The sequence below is a fragment of the Novosphingobium sp. SG754 genome (genome assembly GCF_013149315.1).
In the GTDB taxonomy this organism is placed as follows: Bacteria; Pseudomonadota; Alphaproteobacteria; order Sphingomonadales; family Sphingomonadaceae; genus Novosphingobium; species Novosphingobium capsulatum.
Map to the genome: position 1 here is coordinate 939,411 of NZ_JABGCC010000001.1, position 17,421 is coordinate 956,831.

Below are 17,421 nucleotides of genomic sequence, written 5' to 3' on the forward strand. Positions count from 1 at the left end.
TTGGCCCTGAGCCTGTCGAAGGGCGCTGGCACGTCACCCAAACCCACATGCGAGAAAGCGCCGGAAAGCCAAGGCTCTCCGGCGCTTCCTGTGCGACCCTTGGCAGGGCTTACTGTGGGTCTTTGGCCACGCCCTTGGCGGGGAACATGTCGCGGTTGATCCGCGCGTGCACGCCCAGCGTGCCGTCCACCACCTGGGTCACGCCGAAATCGGCGGCCACGCTCATCAGCGAATAGGCATCGTTCTTCGACAGGCCGACTTGTTCGCTCAGCAGGTGGAGCATGTCGAGCGAGGCGTTCTTCATCGCCGCATCCAGGTCTTCGCCAAAGCCGTGGACGATCCAGTGCTTGGGCGTTTCCAGCAGCGGCGAGGGGAAATCGAAATCCTTGCGCAGGATGATCTGGAACAGGCAGTTGAGCGAGCTTTCGATCGCCGTGCCGGAAATCTCGCCGTCGCCCTGGCTGACATGCGGATCGCCGATGGAAAAGAGGCCGCCCTTGACCTGGCACTTGTAATACATCGTGGCGCCAGCGCCGATGCGCCAGTTGTCGATATTGCCGCCATGCAGGCCGGGGGGAATCGTGCTGACCGGCTCGTTCACCGCCGGGGCCACGCCGGCCGTGCCCAGGTGCGGGCGGGCCGGGATGGTCACGCCGGGCAAGGCGGGCTGGCGATCGCACACCGGGCAGTTGGTGATCGTGCCGGGCACCAGGTACTTCCCAGGAAAATCATAGGCATAGAGCGCGCTGGCGGTTTGCGTGGTGGGATCGAGCTGGTAGATCGTCACCCGCTCCTTCTCGTCGAACTCCTGATAGAGGTGGCCCCAGTTGGCCGCGAGGTTGGAGCCATAGTTGTTGCGTGGCACCATCTGGAGATAGCGCACCTCCAGCATGTCGCCCGGCTCGGCGCCTTCGACAAAGATCGGCCCGGTCATGATGTGCACGCCCGGCGCACGGGTGGTGGGATCGATCTGGGTGAAGATCTGCTCCACGCCTTCGTCGAACATCAGTTCGGGCGCATCGCCGGCATGGTGGGTGATTGCTTCGGCATGCACCAGATCGCCGCTCTTGATCGTCAGGGCCGGCTTGATCGTGGGCGAGAAATAGCCCCAGTGCACGGTCTCGGGCGTGGCTTTCAGATAGTGCAGGGCGCCGGGCGCCGTAGCCGTCCGCTGCTGACCGTGGGTGCAGACCAAACTCATGCGTGTGCCTCGTTTCGATGGGTATCAGGACGCCTTGGTTGTCGGGCCAATGCTGCGCTGCGGTCTTGTTTGCGCGCGCCCTATGACTTGGCCGCGCCGCGCACGGATCAACAATCGGTGCGCGCAGGTCCAAGCCGGGCGGGGCCGCGCCTTGCCACAAGGTGGCTATTGACCCTGCTGGCCAAGGAAAGGCGCTGCCAATGCCCAACACCCTGATTTTCGTCGATATGCCTGCCGATGACCCGGCCGCCGCGGCCCGATTCTATGCCGAGGTGTTCGGCTGGCAGAACGATGAAAAGCCGGCCGAGGTCTATCACCGCATGGTGCCGGGCGGGCAGTTCAAGAACCCAGATGGCAGCGACAGCGCGATCGGCAACTTGCACCTGGGCATCTTTGCCGCAGCCAATGCCCGGCCGCACCCAGAACCGGCCGGTGTTGCCCCGCGCGATCTGGCGAGCGACGGGCGCAAGCCGCGCATCTGGATCCTGATCAGCGACGATGACAGTGCCGATCGCATCCTGGCCGCGGCGGAGGAACGCGGCGCCACGATCCTGTGGCGCAATCACTATTGGTCCACTTTCAACGGCTATAACCATGCCTTCCAGGACCCGTGGGGCAACGAAATCCTGCTGTGGGGCAAGGCCGGGGCCGATCCGCAGGTGCCGGCAGACTTCACCCGCGAGTGATGCCGGTGGCGGGGGACGCAAATCCCCCGCCAATTGTGTTCTTCATTATTGTTGCGGCGCAGCATGGCTTGGCGCAGACTGCGCAGCACCACATGCTCAACAATTCGTGCTGCCCGGCTCAAGACCAGCGGCCTGCAACACCGCTAAACAGAGCTTCGATCCAGCCCGTTTCAGGAGTTTGCGCCCGTGACCCTCGTTACCGACAGCTTCATCCGCTCGCTTGAGAGTTCGGCGACCGACCTCGCCGAGGCGGAGACCCTGCCGCCCGAGTGCTATACCAGCGCAGAATTCTATGCGTTCGAGAAAGAGGCGCTCTACAACCACGAATGGCTATGCGTGGGCCGCGCCGATTGGGTGGCCAAGCCGGGCGACTATTTCTCCACCCGCGTGATTGGCGAACCGATCCTGGTGTCGCGTACGCTGGATGGGGAAATCCGCGCGATGTCGGCCGTGTGCCAGCACCGCGCGATGCTGGTGGCCGACGGGCACGGCAATGCGCGCGGTTTCCTGTGCCCCTATCACCACTGGAGCTACAACCTGGATGGCAAGCTGGTCGCCGCCCCGGCGATGAGCAAGACCTGCAATTTCGACAAGGCGCAATACAGCCTGCCGACTTTCCAGGTGGAACTGTGGAACGGCTTCATCTTCATCAACTTTGATGCCGATGCCGCCCCGCTGGCGCCGCGCCTGACGGCGGTGGCCGAGGCCATTGCCGGCTATGATCTGGCCGGGGCCGAAGGGCCGCGCCCCGATCCGGCACCCACGCTGCCGTGGAACTGGAAGGTCATGTTCGAAAATAACAACGATGGCTATCATGCCAGCCGGCTGCACCACGGCCCGCTGCACGATTTCGTGCCATCGGGCCTGGCGGTGTTTCCTGATAGCGACCCGGCCGATGGCGGCTTCCTGCGCTTCAACGGCACGCTTCACGCCGATGCCAGCTTCAACGCCACGCAAAAGGCCGTGCTGCCTGTGTTCCCCGGCCTGTCTGACGAAGCGCGCATGCGCATGACCTTTGCCAACATCCCGCCCACGCTCAGCCTGGTGATGATGAGCGACATGGTGATCTATCTGATCCTGCGGCCCAATGGCCCGGAATCGCTGGAGATGGACACCGGCTTCCTGTTTGCGCCGGGCGCGATGGCCGACCCGGCCTTCGATCACAAGCTCGACATGAACATCCGCGCCTCGGGCCATATCATCGCGCAGGACCTGCATGTCGATGAACTGGTGCAGCAGGGCCTGCGCTCGCGCTTTGCCCCGCGCGGGCGCTATTCCTGGCAGGAAGGCGCCCAAGGCCAGTTCAACAAGTGGCTGGTGCACCGCTATCGCGCCACCCACCAGCGCCTGGCAGCCCGGGAAATGACCCAGGCCTGACCCGATCCGGGGCACGTTTTGTTTGCGGTGCAGCATTGCGTGTCATCACAGATGGCGTAAGGTGGTTGCCAGGCCGGCAACCATAAGCCGCGCCGTCATCAGGGTCGCTCAACCTAGGGGGCAAGCCGTTGCGCTTTACCACCAATGCCTACCCGCGCGAGCAGCGCCAGGACGCGTGGCGTTTTGCGCTGCAGCGTGTCAGCCTCGAAGTGCTTGGCACCGCTGAGGAACTCTATGGCGAGCTGGTAAGCTTTACCAGCGGCCAGGGCATCCAGTTCGTGCGCGTGACCGGCAATGGCCAGCGCCTGGCGATCGACATGGCCCAGGATGCCCCCAGTTTCTGGCTGGTGCTGCTGCTCGAAGGGCGGCTGAGCGCGACGCAGGGCACCACCGCGATCGAGCTGTCCGAAGGGGACATTCTCTATGGCGGCGGCTCTGCCCGCACGCAGATCGACCTGAACGGCGAACACCGCTTTCTGCTGGTCAAGGTGCCGCACGCGCTGCCTGCGCTGCGCTCGCGCTCGGCCCTGCCATCGCAGATCAGCAACCTGATTGCCGACGAGGCGATCGGCCGCATGCTCTCGGCGCTGCTGCGCTCGGTGGCCGATACCATCGTCGACGTGTCGGACGACCAGATCCGCCCGGTCGAACTGGCGCTGCCCGAATTCATCGCCGCGACATTGCTCGACAAGGCGCCGGTCAAGGAACTGGGCGGCGCGGCCGGCGCACGCGCGGCGATCCTCGAACGGGTGTTCCAGTCGATCGAAATGCGCCTGTCCGATCCCAATCTGTCGATCCACCAGATTGCGGCAGAGCACCGCATTTCCCCGCGCTATCTGCAGAAACTGTTCGAAAGCGCGGGCGAAAGCTTTAGCCAGTTCGTGAAGTTCCGTCGGCTGGAGCGCTGCCGGCTGGACCTGGGCAGCCCGCTGCACGCGCAGCGCTCCATTTCCGAAATCCTCTTTCAGTGGGGGTTCAACGACAGCGCCAGCTTCAGCCGCGCATTCCGCGAACGCTATGGCATGAGCCCGCGCGAATACCGCAAGGTCGGGGCCCTGCCGGACGAGGCGATCGAGGCACCCCGGCGCGGGCGGCCCAGCGCGCAAAAGGATGCCCGTCCCGAAGAACGCGAGGAAGCGCCTGCCGCCACCACCCTCGATCCGGCGGTAGAGGCCGATGGCCTGGTCGAGGACGTGCAGGTCGATGCCGCGCCGGGCGTGCGCCACCATGTGCTGCCGGTGCGCCCCGATACGATCCACTGGGGCTATTTCAGCAAGCATCTGAAACCCGCGCTGGAAGTCTGCTCGGGCGATTATGTCACGGTGGAAACCCTGACCCACCACGCCAACGATGACGCCGAACGCATGATCCATGGCGACCCGGCGGCAGAGGCAGTCTATCGCTGGACCGCCGAGGGCAAGGTGGTGGATCGGCGCGGGGCCGGGCCGCTCGATGCCTCGGTGCTGGGACGCGGGCCGGGCGAGGGCTTTGGCGTGCATATCTGCACCGGCCCGATCGCCATTTCCGGGGCGGAGCCGGGTGACGTGGTGCAGGTGCGCATCCTCGATATCGATCCGCGCCCCAGCCGCAACCCGCGCTTTGCCGGCCGCGCATTCGGCAGCAATGTGGCGGCCTATTGGGGTTTTCACTATGCCGAACTGATCACGGAGCCGAAGCCGCGCGAAGTGATCACCATCTACGAGATCGAAAAGGGCGCCGGGCTGCCGCTGGCGCACGCGGTCTACAACTATCGCTGGACGCCGCAGAAAGACCCCTCGGGCGTGATCCACCCGATGTACGATTACCCCGGCGTGCCGGTTGACCCGGAAACGATCGAGAAGAACTTCAACGTGCTGCGCGATATCGAGATACCGGTGCGGCCGCATTTCGGCGTGGTGGCGCTGGCGCCGGCCCATGCCGACCTGGTCGATTCGGTGCCGCCGGCCAATTTCGGCGGCAATATCGACAACTGGCGCCTGGGGCCGGGGGCGAGTGTTTTCCTGCCCGTGGCGGTGCCGGGCGGCCTCTTGTCGCTGGGCGATCCCCACGCCAGCCAGGGCGATGGCGAACTGTGCGGCACGGCGATCGAATGCTCGATGACCGCCGTAATCCAGGTGATCCTGCACAAGGCCAAGGGCGCGCCGGCCCATGTGCGCGAGCTGGATTATCCGATGATCGAAACGCCCACCGAATACGTGATCCTGGGCTTTTCCAACCCCGATTACCTGCGCGACCTGGGCGGCAAGGCGCAGAGCGAGGTTTACAAGCGATCATCGATCGATGCGGCAATGCGCGACGCTTTCCGCAAGGCGCGGCGCTTCCTGATGACCATCCGCGACCTGACCGAGGACGAGGCGATCTCGCTGCTCTCGGTCGGCGTGGATTTCGGGATCAGCCAAGTCGCCAATGGGAACTGGGGCGTGCATGCGGTGATCCGCAAGGCGCTGTTCACCAGCTGATCGCGGGTTGCGGTGCGCGCCAAGGAAGCGGGACCCCGGATCAAGTCCGGGGTGACGTGGAAAGACATTCTTTCAGGCATCGTCTCCCCGGACTTGATCCGGGGTCCCGCTGTTTGCCGTCACGACGTTGCGGATACCCGTTCGATCACTCGAGCAATACCGGCTCCGCCGCAATCGCCAGCGTATAGCCCTGCCAGCGATCGAACTGCCCAGCCAAGTGACCCAGTTCGTGTTCGGCATAGTGCAGCGCGTCGTCACCCAGCAGCAGGACCAGCGGTGGCTCGGGCTCATCCAGCGCGGCCAGGATCGCTTGCGCGGCCAGCGTGGGGCAGCCCGGCTCGTTGCCGTGCTTGTCCTGCAGGATCTGGCGCGCCAGATGCGCGGTGCCGGCATAATCGGCGATGACCGGATCGGCGCCGGGCAGGCGTTCGGCGGAAAAGGCGGTGCGCAATCCACCGGGCGCCACGTTGGTTACCTTGATGCCGAGCGGCGCAACTTCCTGCGCCAGGGTGCGCCCGATGCATTCCAGGGCAAACTTGGTGGCGCCATAGATCGCCGTGCCATGCCAGGCCGCCAGGCCGGAAACCGAGGTGATGTTGACGATGTGCCCGGCGCGGCGGGCGCGCATGGCGGGAAGCGCGGCCTTGATCACCGCCATCGGGCCGAACACGTTGACATCGAACAGCGCGCGCGCATCGGCCAGGCTGGTTTCCTCCACCGCGCCGGTAAAGCCGCGTCCGGCGTTGTTGACCACGTAATCAAGCGGGCCGACCAGCCCCTGCGCGGTGCGGATCACCACCTGCACGGCGGCTTCGTCGGTCACGTCCAGCTTCATCGCATGAGCGCGGCCGGGGGCAAGGGCGGTGAACATTTCCGCGTCGGCCTGCGCACGCACCGTGCCCACCACGGCATCGCCACGCCCCAGCGCGGCGCGGGCCAAGGCCAGACCCAGGCCCGAACTGACGCCTGTGATGAACCAGTTTGCCATGCGCATTCCTTCTGTTTGTTTGCGCCAGGGCTAGTTGGATGTGGCGGGTGCGTCTTGCCGTGGCGCGCATGGATTTGTGCGCCAGCGTTGTAGTTCATGCGCTGCACAAACCTTCGTGCGCGTGGTGACAAGATGCGCGGGCCAAGCCGCCCTAGCTTGCCCGTGATCCCAACCCGCGCCACACATCCTGTTCATCACTGCAAAATCACGGACCAGCCATGACCGAACCCACTACCACGGTTGCGCATTTCGGCCTTCCTTCCGACAGCGGCGGGCGCGACATCGGCATCTTCATGCCGATGGCCAACGGCGGCTGGATCATTTCGAAGAATTCGCCGCGGCTCGACGGCTCCTATGGCTATAATCTAGAAGTGGCCAAGCTGGCCGATGCCATGGGGCTGGACTTCATCATGGCGATGGCCAAGTTCAAGGGCTACGGCGGCGAAATCCAGCACTGGGAATCCTCGCTCGACAGCCCGCTGATGATGGCCGGCCTGGCCCAGGCGACCAGCCGGGTAAAGGTCTGGGCGACGATCCACACCCTGCTGCAAAACCCGGCGGTGGCGGCCAAGATGATTGCCACGCTCGATCAGATCAGCGGGGGCCGCGCCGGGCTCAACGTGGTGACCGGCGCCTACAAGGGTGAATTTGCCCAGATGGGCGCCTGGCCCGAAGGCGTCGACCATGACGAGCGCTATGTCCTGGCCACCGAGTGGATCGAGAACATCAAGCGGCTGTGGAGCGAAGACCGGGTCACCGCCCATGGCAAGTATTTCACGCTGGACGATTGCACGTCGTGGCCCAAGCCGCAGCAGCGCCCGTTCCTGGTCTGCGCCGGCACGTCCAAGGCCGGGGTGCGCTTTACTGCCGAGCACATGGACGCGCTGTTCCTGGCGGGCAACAACCTGGACGAGCTGATTGCCAACACGCACAAGGCCAAGGCTGGCGCGTTGGAACTGGGCCATGCCATCCGCACCTATTCGATGATGATCCTGGTCATTGGCGAAACCGATGCCGAGGCCGAGGCCATGGTGCAATCCTATCGCGATGGGCTGGATGAAGAGACGCTGTGGGGCATGATGCGCGCCTATGGCATGCTCGACGCGGAAATCGGCAAGGAGAACGATTTCACCCGCAAGGCGCGATCGGCGCTGATGGCCCCGCATGTGGCTGGCTCGCCCGAGACGGTGCTGGCGCAACTGACCGAAATCTTTGAAAAGACCGCGCTGGATGGGCTGATGCTGATCTTCCCCGATTACCTGACGATGCTGCCGGTCTTTGCCGAAAAGATCCTGCCCGTCCTGCGCGCGCGGTTTCCCGGCAAGATCAAGGAGGCGATCGATGCCTGAGCCGGCGGCCCAGACCGTGATCGATCCGGCCACCGCCTTGCCGCACGTGGCCCAGCCCGGCGCGATGATCGCGCCGGCGCGCACCGCGCTGGTGGTGGTCGATGTGCAGGTCGATTTCGCCGCGCCGCATGGCGTGGTCGCCGGTTATGGCGCGGACATGACCGAGTCCGACAAGGCGGTCGACCGCATTGAGGACCTCATCGCCGCAGCCCGCGCGGCCGGGGTTACCGTGGCCTTCATGCGGGTGATGACCCGGCCGGAAAGCGACAGCCAGGCGCTGAAAACCTGGATGGCGAGGCGCGGCTCTCCTGGCGGCGAGGCGATCTGCCGGATCGGCAGCGGCGGCGAGGATTACTGGCGCGTGGCGCCCCGGCCAGGGGATATCGAGATTGCCAAGCTGGCCTATTCCAGCTTCCACGGCACCGACCTCGATATGCAGCTGCGCGCGCGCGGCATCGATACCCTGGTGATGACCGGGCTGACGACGGACTGCTGCGTCGATTCCACCACGCGCGATGCGTTTCATCACAATTACCACACCTTCGTGGTGTCCGATGCCTGCGCCGCGGCCGAGCCTGACCTGCATGTGCACGCGCTCAAGGCCATGGCGCAGCATTGTTCGCTGCTGACGACCAGCGCCGCGGTGGTGGGGGCGTGGCGCGCATGAGCCTGGACGGGGACGGCCCCATCGCCGCCGATTTCGTGATCCGCAATGCCTGGATTGTGACGATGGATGCCAACCGTCAGGTTTGGCGCGATGGCGCGTTGGCCGTGGCGGGGGATCGCATCGTGGCGGTGGGCCCGACCGCGCAGATCATGGCCCAGGTTACCGCGCGCGACGTGATCGACGGCAGCCGTTTCGTGCTGACGCCGGGGCTGGTCAATTGCCACGTGCATATCACTGGCGAGCCGATCACGCGCGGCTATGTGCCCGATGATACCGATTGGCGCACCAACGTGTTCGATTGGCTGATCCCGACCTACATGGCGCAGACCCCGGCCGAGGAACAGCTGGCGGCGACGCTGGCCTCGGTGGAAATGCTCAAGAACGGCGTGACCACCTTCATCGAGGCCGGCACGATCCTGGATTTGCCCGCCGTGATGGAGGCGGTCGATGCCGTGGGCATTCGCGGGCGGCTGGGGCAGTGGATTCAGGATCGCGCCTTTGCCCCCACGGACGATCAGGCCACGCTTACGCGCGATGCCATCGTCCGGCTCGAAAGCCAGCTGGATCGCTGGCCGGTGGCCGATGACAAGCGCCTGGCGGCCTGGGGCTGTCTGGTCGGACACAATACCGCCACCGACGATCTGTGGCGCGCGGCGACGGCCATGGTGCGCGAACGCGGCCTGGGCATCACCGCGCATATGAGCGCCGACCCGTCCGATCCCGAGTATTACCTCGCCACCACCGGCAAGCGCGCCTTGCTCCATCTGGAAGAACTGGGCGCGTTGGGCGATCATCTTTCGCTCACGCACATGATCCACCTGGATGATGCCGAGGTAGCAGCCGTGGCGCGCAGCGGCATGCGGGTGACGCATTGCCCGCTCACCGCGATGAAGGGCGGCTATGGCGTGACCAGCCATGGCAAGTTCCCGGAAATGCAGGCGGCGGGCGTGCCGATCCAGCTGGGCACCGATGGCAACAACAACGGCAATATCGCCGATCTGATGCGCGCGATGTACCTGCTCGCCGGCCTGTTCAAGGATGCGCGGCGCGATGGCGATCTGTTCCCCGCGCATGCCGTACTGGAATGCGCCACGCTGCATGGTGCGGCGGCGGCGGGCCTGGCTGGATCGGTCGGCGCCCTGGTGTCGGGCATGAAGGCCGATTTCGTGGCACACGATCGCAACCGCCCGGAATGGACGCCGCTGCTCAACGTGATCAACCAGCTTGTCTGGTCGGCCGATGGGCGCGGCGTGCACAGCGTGTGGGTGGATGGGCAGCGCCTGGTGGATAATTATCGGATGACCAACGTGGACGAGGAAGCGCTTTATGCCAGCGTGCAGGCGGCGGCGCCGGGCCTGATCGCACGGGCCGGCAAGACGATCCCTTGCGCCTGGCCGGTGGCTTGACCATGTCGGTGCGGGCAACCCAGCCAGGCACGGGTATCACCAAGGGCACCAAGCCGATGCGTATCGTCATTCTGGGCGCGTTCGCCGCGCTCTATTTTCTGTTGATGGCTTCCACGTTCAATTCGTTGGGCCAGGTTCTGCCGATGATCGTGGCTGATCTGCATTTTACCTGGGCGCAGGCGGGCATGGGCTTTACCGTGCTGGGGATTGCCTGCGGGGCGGCCTCGATGCTGCCGGCGGCTGTCATCCGCCGCCATGGCGTGGCGGTTACGCTGCTGATCGGCATGGTGCAGCTTATCGCCGGATTTGCCGCGCTGGCCTGGATGCAGGGCGTGTGGATGTATCTGCTCGCCACGCTGCTCTTGGGGCTGGGCTTCTGCTTTTGCGGGTCGATCGCGGCGGTCGATGCCATTGGCAATGCCTTTGACCGCAAGCGCTCCACGGCCATCGGCCTCTATTTTACCGCTGGCAACCTGGGGGCGGTGGCCGGGCCGATCACCTTCTTCGCGATCCATTCGGCCACCGGCAGCTGGCGCCTCTATTGGCTGGCCTGTGCCGCCGGCGCACTGGTGCTGGGGCTGTTCGCGGCGGCGGTGTGCGGCCGTTATGAACGCCGCGTCGGCGTGGTCCACGGCCCGGCCGATGAAGCGCCGCCTCCGCCCGAAGGCTGGACGGCGCGCGCCGCGCTGGCTTCATGGCAGTTCTGGATCGTGGTGCTGGCCTATACTGCGTGCCTGTTGATCAACACCACCGTGCACAGCTTTGCCTATCAGCACATGCTGGAACACCGCGTGGCGCCGGGCGTGGCCACGGGGTTTATTTCGGCGGCGGCCTTCGTGGCGGCCGTGGCAGCGGCGCTCGCCGGTTTTGCCGGCCAGCGGGTCGATGCCCGCGCGCTTACCGTGGTGGCGCTGGTGGGATCGGCATTTTCCTCACTCGCGCTGATCCTGCCGCTGGGCACGGCCGCGCTGGGCTTTTTCGCGGTAACCTTTGGCATCGGCATCGGGGTTTCCACCGTAGGCACGGCCCTGTTGCTGCGCGGCTGGTTCGGCGGGCGCGCCGCGCTGGAGCTTTATTCGGTGATGACCGTGGTTTCCACCTCGGCCGCGATCGGGCCGAGCATCGGTGGGCACCTGCACGATACGATGGGCAGCTTCGTGCCCAATTTCGCGGGCCAGGCGCTGATCGGTCTGGTCGTCGCGCTGGTGGTGGGGCTGGCCCGCCGCCCGGTGCCGCGCGCGGCGGCGGGGGATGCGGTGCTGGCGTGATGATGCAAAAGCGGGACCCCGGGTCGAGCCCGGGGTGACGTACATTCTTGACCTGTTAGACTTTGCGTCACCCCGGACTTGATCCGGGGTCCCGCTTTTTCCTAAGCGCCGTGCTCGATGATCGTTTCCATCGCCACATAGGTCGATGTGCTCGCCACGTTGGGCAGGCTCGAAATCCGCTCTCCCAGCACGCGGCGATAGGCCAGGATATCGGCCGTGCGGATCTTGAGCAGATAATCGAAATGGCTGGCGATCATGTGGCATTCCTCCACCTCCTCGACCTGGAGGACGGCGCGGCGGAACGCATCGAGCGCCTTTTCGCGGGTGTCTGACAGCTTGACCTGGGTAAACGCGATATGCGCCAGGCCCAGCTTGTGCGGATCGACCACGGCGCGAAAGCCGCGGATCACCCCATCGGCCATCAGCCGCTTGAGCCGCGCCTGGCACGGAGTCTTGCTCAAGCCCACGCGGCGCGCGAGTTCGTTGATGCTCAGCCGCCCGTCGACACGCAGCTCTTCCACGATCCTGAGGTCGATGCGATCAAGCGGCGACGGCTCTGTCATCGGGCTGCTCAGGGCCGGGTTGAGCCGCGCACGACCAGGCGCACCGGCACGCGCCGCGCCGTCGCCGTCTCGCCCGAAATCATCGCCAGCAGCCGATCGACCAGCAGCGAGCCGGCCACCTCGAAATCGGATTCCACCGTGGTGAGCGGCGGCGTGGACCAGGCACCGGCACGCACGCCATCGAACCCGACGATGCCGATCTGATCGGGCACGACCAGCCCGCGCCCGGCCAGTTCCTTGAGCGCGCCCAGCGCGATCTCGTCGCTGACGCCAAAGATCGCATCGAACGGGCGCCCGCTTTCGATCAGGGCCACGGCGGCACGGCGGCCTTGCTCTTCGCGCGGCAGGCCACGCTCGATACGCTGAAGCACCGGCTCCAGCCCGGCGCTTTCCATCGCTGCGGCATAGCCGTCATAGCGTTCCTTGAACTGCCGCTGTGGCGAGGTTTCCGAACCCAGGCACACGATATGGCGATAGCCGCGCACCAGCATGTGGCGCGTGGCGAGCGTTGCCCCGGCGTGGTTGTCACTGCGCACCCAGGGAAAATCGTCCTGCGTCGCGCCCCAGCACACCCAGTGGCTGCCCTGGGGCAGCGCGCCGAAATAGTCCCAGGCTGCGGTGTTTTCGCTGGTGCCGATCACGATCATGCCGTCGGCCTTGCGGCGTTCCTGGTAATGGCCCCAGAAATTTTCGGGGCTGTCCTGAAACGCTACCAGCACCTCGAACCCGCGCGCGGCGGCCGCCGCGCAGGTGCTGCCCAGCAGGGCATAGTAGAACGGATTGAGATCCTTGCGATCCTGCCCCGGCCGGCAGACCATGACGACAGCCAGCGTGCCGGTCTTGCCCCGGCGCAGCCGCGCGGCGTTTTCGTCCACCTGATAGTTGAGCTTGCGCGCTGCCTCCATCACCCGCTGGCGGGTCGGCGCGCTGATCGACGGGTCACCCGCCAGCGCGCGGCTAACGGTGGACTGGCTGACGCCGGCCGCTTCGGCCACGTCGAAACTGGTTACACGGGTGAGGCGCTTTTCGGCCATGGATCAAGGTCTCTTTCGCGTGCAACAGTCAGCGGAAGCTGTCCTTGGCCGCGCGCAAGGCGGCAAAGGTGGCGACGGCATCGCCGCCGCCCCAGCGGGATTGCAGGACAGGATCGTCGGCGCGCAGGAAGGGGTTGGTGGCCAGCTCGCGCGCCAGCGGGGTGGGCACGGTGGGCAGGCCCTGTGCGCGCCGCGCCGTGATGTCCTGCGCATATTCAGCCAGCGCGGCATTGTCGGGATCGGCGTGCACGGCAAAGCGGGCGTTGCTGGCGGTGTATTCGTGCGCGCAGTAAACCAGCGTTTCGGCCGGCAGCGCCTTGAGGCGCGTGAGGCTGGCCCAGAACTGCGGCGGGGTGCCTTCGAACATGCGCCCGCAGCCCAGCGCGAACAGCGCGTCACCCACAAAGGCCAGGCCGGCATCGGGCAGGTGATAGGCGACATGGCCCAGCGTGTGCCCGCCCACGGCCAGCACCTGCACCACATGATCGCCCAGGCGCACGCTGTCACCGCCATCGACAGCCTGGTCGACGCCCGCGATCTTGGTGGTTTCCTGCGCCGGCGCGCTGATCGTGCAGCCAGTGGCGGCCTTGATCGCCGCGTTGCCGCCGGCATGATCGGCATGCCAGTGGGTGTTCCAGGTCTGCGTGATCTGCCACCCGCGCGCAGCCGCCTCGGCCAGATAGCGATCGGCATCGGGGGTGTCGATGCACACGGTTTCGCCGCTCGCGCTGTCATGCACGAGGTAGCCATAGTTGTCAGACAGGCAGGGAAACTGGTGAACTTCGATCATCGCCCTCGCTCCTCTCACCCCTCATAGCGGAAATGCTGCAAAGCAAAAGACGGCAAACGGCGGTTAACCGGCGCAGCTGCACTGCTCAGTCGATGCGGGCCAGCCGCGCGACATGGGCAAAGGCCTGGCGCGCCCCGGCAATCGCCTCGGCTTCCTGCCCGGCATCAAGCGGCACGGTATCGAGCGCGTCGGTAAAATCGCGCCAATGCGCCGCCGGGCCGGCGCCCCACGGCGCCAGGTGGCGGGCGCCGAATGTGTCGGAGAGGCCAATGCGCATGACCAGCTTGCGCAGCACGGCTGCGCCCAGGTTCGATCCTTCGGCCACATAGAGCCATCCCAGCGCAGCGCCGAGCGTGGGCTGCGGCGGGGCCGGCAGTGGCGGGGAGGGCGCATCAAGTCCCAGATCGGCCATGTCCTGGATGACCAGCGGCAGGCGGCAGCGGTCTGCCAGGCCGGGCAGGACAGCCTGCAGCGCGGCATCGCCATAGAGCGGCGCGACCGTGCGGTGAAAGCCCAGTTGCATGGCCAGGAAGCTGGCATAGCCTTCGCGGCTGGCAAAGCTTTCCCGCGCCATCAGCGCCGCATCCAGCGCCGCATGCACATCGCGCGTCGCCTCGCGCAGGCGCTGGGCGCGGCCGGGATCGGGCTGGGTGGGTGAGGGCATGCGCGTGGCCAATTCTCGAGATCTAGGTGGGATGTTTTTGCGCCATGCTCCGCTCGTCCTGAGCTTGTCGAAGGACGCGAGGCGCAGCGCTGACGTGTAAACAGCCCTTCGACATGCTCAGGGCGAACGGAATGCGGGGTGGCCATGGGATGACGCATCGAATGTAGGCCGAGCGCCTGGAAAACGCCACTGCATGAAAAAGCCCGCCCGGCGTGGTGCCAGGCGGGCCTTTTCGGTTTCTCGGTTGGCAGGGGCCGCATGGCCCCCGCCAGGCCGGGATCAGCCGCGAGCCTTGAGGGCTTCGCCGAGGATGTCGCCGAGCGAAGCGCCCGAGTCCGACGAACCGTACTGTTCCACCGCTTCCTTTTCTTCGGCCAGCTGACGGGCCTTGATCGAGAAGTTGGGCTTCTTGGAACGGTCGAAGCCGGTGACCATGGCGTCGATCTTCTGGCCAACCTGGAAGCGGTCGGGACGCTGTTCGTCACGATCGCGGCCCAGGTCCGAACGCTTGATGAAGCCGGTCGCGCCGTCTTCGCCAGCCTGCACTTCGAGGCCGCCATCGCGGACTTCGAGGACAGTGACGGTGACGACTTCGCCGCGACGCAGCGAGCCCGAGGTGGCAACGCCGCCAGCAGCCGGAGCGCCCTTTTCGAGCTGCTTCATGCCGAGCGAGATGCGCTCCTTGTCGACATCGACGTCGAGGACCACGGCCTTGACCTGCTCACCCTTGCGGTGGAGGGCCAGGGCGTCTTCACCCGAGATGCCCCAGGCGATGTCGGACATGTGAACCATGCCGTCCACGTCGCCATCCAGGCCGATGAACAGACCGAATTCGGTGGCGTTCTTGACTTCGCCTTCGACGATCGAGCCAACCGGGTGCTTTTCGGCAAAGCCTTCCCAGGGGTTCTGCTGCGCCTGCTTGAGGCCCAGGCTGATGCGGCGCTTGTCGCTGTCGACTTCCAGAACCATGACGTCGACTTCCTGGCTCGTCGAAACGATCTTGCCGGGGTGGACGTTCTTCTTGGTCCAGGACATTTCCGAAACGTGGACCAGGCCTTCGATGCCCGGTTCCAGTTCCACGAAGGCGCCGTATTCGGTGATGTTGGTGACGGTGCCGCGCAGCTTGGCGCCAACCGGGTACTTGGCGGCAACGCCATCCCACGGATCGCTTTCCAGCTGCTTCATGCCCAGCGAGATACGCTGCGTGTCCTGGTTGATGCGGATGATCTGGACGCGCACGGTGTCGCCGATGGCGATCACTTCGCTCGGGTGGTTGACGCGCTTGTAGCTCATGTCGGTGACATGGAGCAGGCCGTCGATGCCGCCGAGGTCAACGAACGCACCGTAGTCGGTGATGTTCTTGACGACGCCGTCGATGATCTGGCCTTCCTTGAGGTTCTGGATCAGGCCCGAGCGCTGTTCAGCGCGGGTTTCTTCCAGAACGGCGCGGCGCGACACGACGATGTTGCCACGGCGGCGATCCATCTTGAGGATCTGGAACGGCTGCGGCATGTCCATCAGCGGGGTCACGTCGCGCACGGGGCGGATGTCGACCTGCGAGCCGGGCAGGAAGGCCACGGCGCCGTCGAGGTCGACGGTGAAGCCACCCTTCACGCGGCCGAAGATCACGCCTTCAACGCGCTTGCCTTCGCCGAATTCGGATTCGAGCTTGTCCCAGGCGGCTTCGCGGCGGGCGCGGTCGCGGCTGAGCATGGCTTCGCCTTCGGCGTTCTCGACGCGGTCGACGAACACTTCGACTTCGTCGCCGACCTTGAGGCCGTGCGGCTGGCCGGGGGCGGCGAATTCGCGCAGGGCCACGCGGCCTTCGCTCTTCAGGCCCACGTCGATGACGGCCTTGTCGTTTTCGATGGCGGTGACGGTGCCCTTGACGACGCGGCCTTCAAAGCCACCGGTGGCGCCAGCGCCAAGCGATTCGTCAAGCAGCGCGGCGAAATCGTCGCGCGTCGGGTTGGTCGACATGAAAAAGTCTTCCTGATATCGATGTTTCCGGCCAGGCGGTTGGTTCCGCCGGTCTTTTCTCCATCACCTGCCCCATGCAGGATAATGGGCCAAAAGGGCCGATCCGCCCATGCGGGCCGGATGCCCGCGCAGGCATTCTTGTCCCTGTCGGGAAAGAACCTGGCGCGCTTAGGCCTGCCCCCAGTGAAATGCAAGCAAAACCGCGTGTTTTGCAAATGCCCGCTTTGCGCAAGGTCAAGGTGATCGGCGCGCGGGCAGACTAGGGATTGTGCATCCAATCCGCACGACGGGAGTTGCCGCAATGACTGCCACCCAAACACCGCCCCCCATGGCTGCCCTGGCCCGCGCCGCCACCGTTGTCACCCGCCACGGCGTGACCTTGAGCGTGCGGCAGGCCTTTGCCGAAGACGAAGATGCGCTGGCCGCGTTTTTCGATGCCGTGCTGCCCGAAGACCGCCGCTTTCGCTTTCTCGCGGCGGCCGGCCATCTCGATCACCAGCGCCTGTTGCCGCTGACCCGGGTGGACCATTGGCGCACCGAAAGCTTCCTGGCGTTCGACCAGGCAAGCGGTGATCTGGTGGCTTCGGGCATGCTGGCCTGCGATGCGGCGATGGAAACCGGCGAAGTGGCGGTTTCGGTACGCGGCGATTTTCGCGGGCAGGGCGTGGGCTGGGCAATGCTCGACCTTCTGGCCCACGAAGGCGAACGGCGCGGGCTGGACCGCGTGATCGCGATCGAGGACCGCGCCAACCAGGCCGCGATCGACCTGGAAAAGGACTATGGCTTCATCGCCCATGGTGTTGAGGGCGATCCGCACCTGGTCATGCTGGAAAAGCGGCTGGGGTAAGATGTGGCGCGTGCCCCCCCCCCCCCCCCCCCCCCCCGGGGGGGGGGGGGGGGGGGGGGGCGGGGGGGGGGGGGGGGGGGGTGGGGGGGGGGGGGGGGGGGGGGGGGGGGGGGGGGGGGGGGGGGGGGGGGGGGGGGCGGGC

At 66.0% G+C, this 17,421-nt stretch carries 15 protein-coding genes; 8 read left to right on the plus strand and 7 right to left on the minus strand.

The window, feature by feature from the left end; translation table 11 throughout:
* Positions 1 to 109: 109 nt before the first annotated feature.
* On the minus strand, positions 110 to 1,201 hold the full coding sequence (locus tag FHW97_RS04380; protein WP_107715792.1) for an acetamidase/formamidase family protein: 1,092 nt from the start codon (positions 1,199 to 1,201) through the stop codon (positions 110 to 112).
* 200 nt (positions 1,202 to 1,401) lie between these two features.
* On the opposite strand from FHW97_RS04380, the gene FHW97_RS04385 reads away from it, so the two are divergent.
* The 3 genes from FHW97_RS04385 (at position 1,402) to FHW97_RS04395 (ending at position 5,723) form a co-directional block, all read left to right on the plus strand.
* Positions 1,402 to 1,887, plus strand: a complete 486-nt coding sequence (locus FHW97_RS04385) for a VOC family protein (protein WP_171798116.1) — start codon at positions 1,402 to 1,404, stop codon at positions 1,885 to 1,887.
* 186 nt (positions 1,888 to 2,073) lie between these two features.
* Positions 2,074 to 3,264: an SRPBCC family protein gene (locus FHW97_RS04390; RefSeq protein ID WP_171798117.1), complete on the plus strand. Its 1,191-nt coding sequence runs from the start codon at positions 2,074 to 2,076 to the stop codon at positions 3,262 to 3,264.
* A gap of 128 nt (positions 3,265 to 3,392) precedes the next feature.
* Positions 3,393 to 5,723, plus strand: a complete 2,331-nt coding sequence (locus FHW97_RS04395; RefSeq protein WP_171798118.1) for an acetamidase/formamidase family protein — start codon at positions 3,393 to 3,395, stop codon at positions 5,721 to 5,723.
* Positions 5,724 to 5,868: 145 nt separating this feature from the next.
* Here the strand turns inward: FHW97_RS04395 and FHW97_RS04400 are convergent, their stop codons facing one another.
* On the minus strand, positions 5,869 to 6,711 hold the full coding sequence (locus tag FHW97_RS04400) for an oxidoreductase (protein WP_171798119.1): 843 nt from the start codon (positions 6,709 to 6,711) through the stop codon (positions 5,869 to 5,871).
* Positions 6,712 to 6,929: 218 nt separating this feature from the next.
* Here FHW97_RS04400 and FHW97_RS04405 point away from each other — a divergent pair, with 218 nt between their 5' ends.
* The 4 genes from FHW97_RS04405 to FHW97_RS04420 are packed head-to-tail and all read left to right on the plus strand — an operon-like array spanning position 6,930 to position 11,401.
* Positions 6,930 to 8,060: an LLM class flavin-dependent oxidoreductase gene (locus tag FHW97_RS04405; protein WP_107715788.1), complete on the plus strand. Its 1,131-nt coding sequence runs from the start codon at positions 6,930 to 6,932 to the stop codon at positions 8,058 to 8,060.
* Entirely contained in the window at positions 8,053 to 8,727 is a 675-nt protein-coding gene (locus FHW97_RS04410) for a cysteine hydrolase family protein (RefSeq protein WP_171798120.1), read from the plus strand. Before FHW97_RS04405 ends, FHW97_RS04410 begins: the two co-directional genes overlap by 8 nt.
* Positions 8,724 to 10,133 (plus strand): amidohydrolase family protein, encoded by a 1,410-nt coding sequence (locus FHW97_RS04415; protein WP_171798121.1) that lies wholly within the window; start codon positions 8,724 to 8,726, stop codon positions 10,131 to 10,133. Before FHW97_RS04410 ends, FHW97_RS04415 begins: the two co-directional genes overlap by 4 nt.
* 2 nt (positions 10,134 to 10,135) lie before the next feature.
* Positions 10,136 to 11,401, plus strand: a complete 1,266-nt coding sequence (locus tag FHW97_RS04420; RefSeq protein ID WP_171798122.1) for a CynX/NimT family MFS transporter — start codon at positions 10,136 to 10,138, stop codon at positions 11,399 to 11,401.
* A gap of 101 nt (positions 11,402 to 11,502) precedes the next feature.
* Here FHW97_RS04420 and FHW97_RS04425 read toward each other — a convergent pair whose 3' ends face one another.
* From FHW97_RS04425 to rpsA, 5 genes are all read right to left on the minus strand, one after another.
* Positions 11,503 to 11,964 (minus strand): Lrp/AsnC family transcriptional regulator, encoded by a 462-nt coding sequence (locus FHW97_RS04425; protein WP_107715784.1) that lies wholly within the window; start codon positions 11,962 to 11,964, stop codon positions 11,503 to 11,505.
* 8 nt (positions 11,965 to 11,972) lie between these two features.
* Complete coding sequence (locus FHW97_RS04430; protein WP_022676426.1) at positions 11,973 to 12,998, minus strand: LacI family DNA-binding transcriptional regulator; 1,026 nt, start codon at positions 12,996 to 12,998, stop codon at positions 11,973 to 11,975.
* A gap of 28 nt (positions 12,999 to 13,026) precedes the next feature.
* A complete protein-coding gene (gene gloB / locus FHW97_RS04435; protein ID WP_171798123.1) occupies positions 13,027 to 13,788 on the minus strand; it encodes a hydroxyacylglutathione hydrolase in 762 nt (253 codons plus the stop codon).
* 85 nt (positions 13,789 to 13,873) lie between these two features.
* Entirely contained in the window at positions 13,874 to 14,452 is a 579-nt protein-coding gene (locus FHW97_RS04440; protein ID WP_171798124.1) for a biliverdin-producing heme oxygenase, read from the minus strand.
* A gap of 279 nt (positions 14,453 to 14,731) precedes the next feature.
* Positions 14,732 to 16,432 (minus strand): 30S ribosomal protein S1, encoded by a 1,701-nt coding sequence (rpsA, locus tag FHW97_RS04445; protein ID WP_054130489.1) that lies wholly within the window; start codon positions 16,430 to 16,432, stop codon positions 14,732 to 14,734.
* Positions 16,433 to 16,760: 328 nt separating this feature from the next.
* Between rpsA and FHW97_RS04450 the strand changes: the two genes are divergently transcribed.
* Positions 16,761 to 17,279, plus strand: coding sequence for a GNAT family N-acetyltransferase (locus FHW97_RS04450; RefSeq protein ID WP_022676422.1), 519 nt, complete (start codon positions 16,761 to 16,763; stop codon positions 17,277 to 17,279).
* The last annotated feature ends 142 nt before the right edge of the window (positions 17,280 to 17,421 follow it).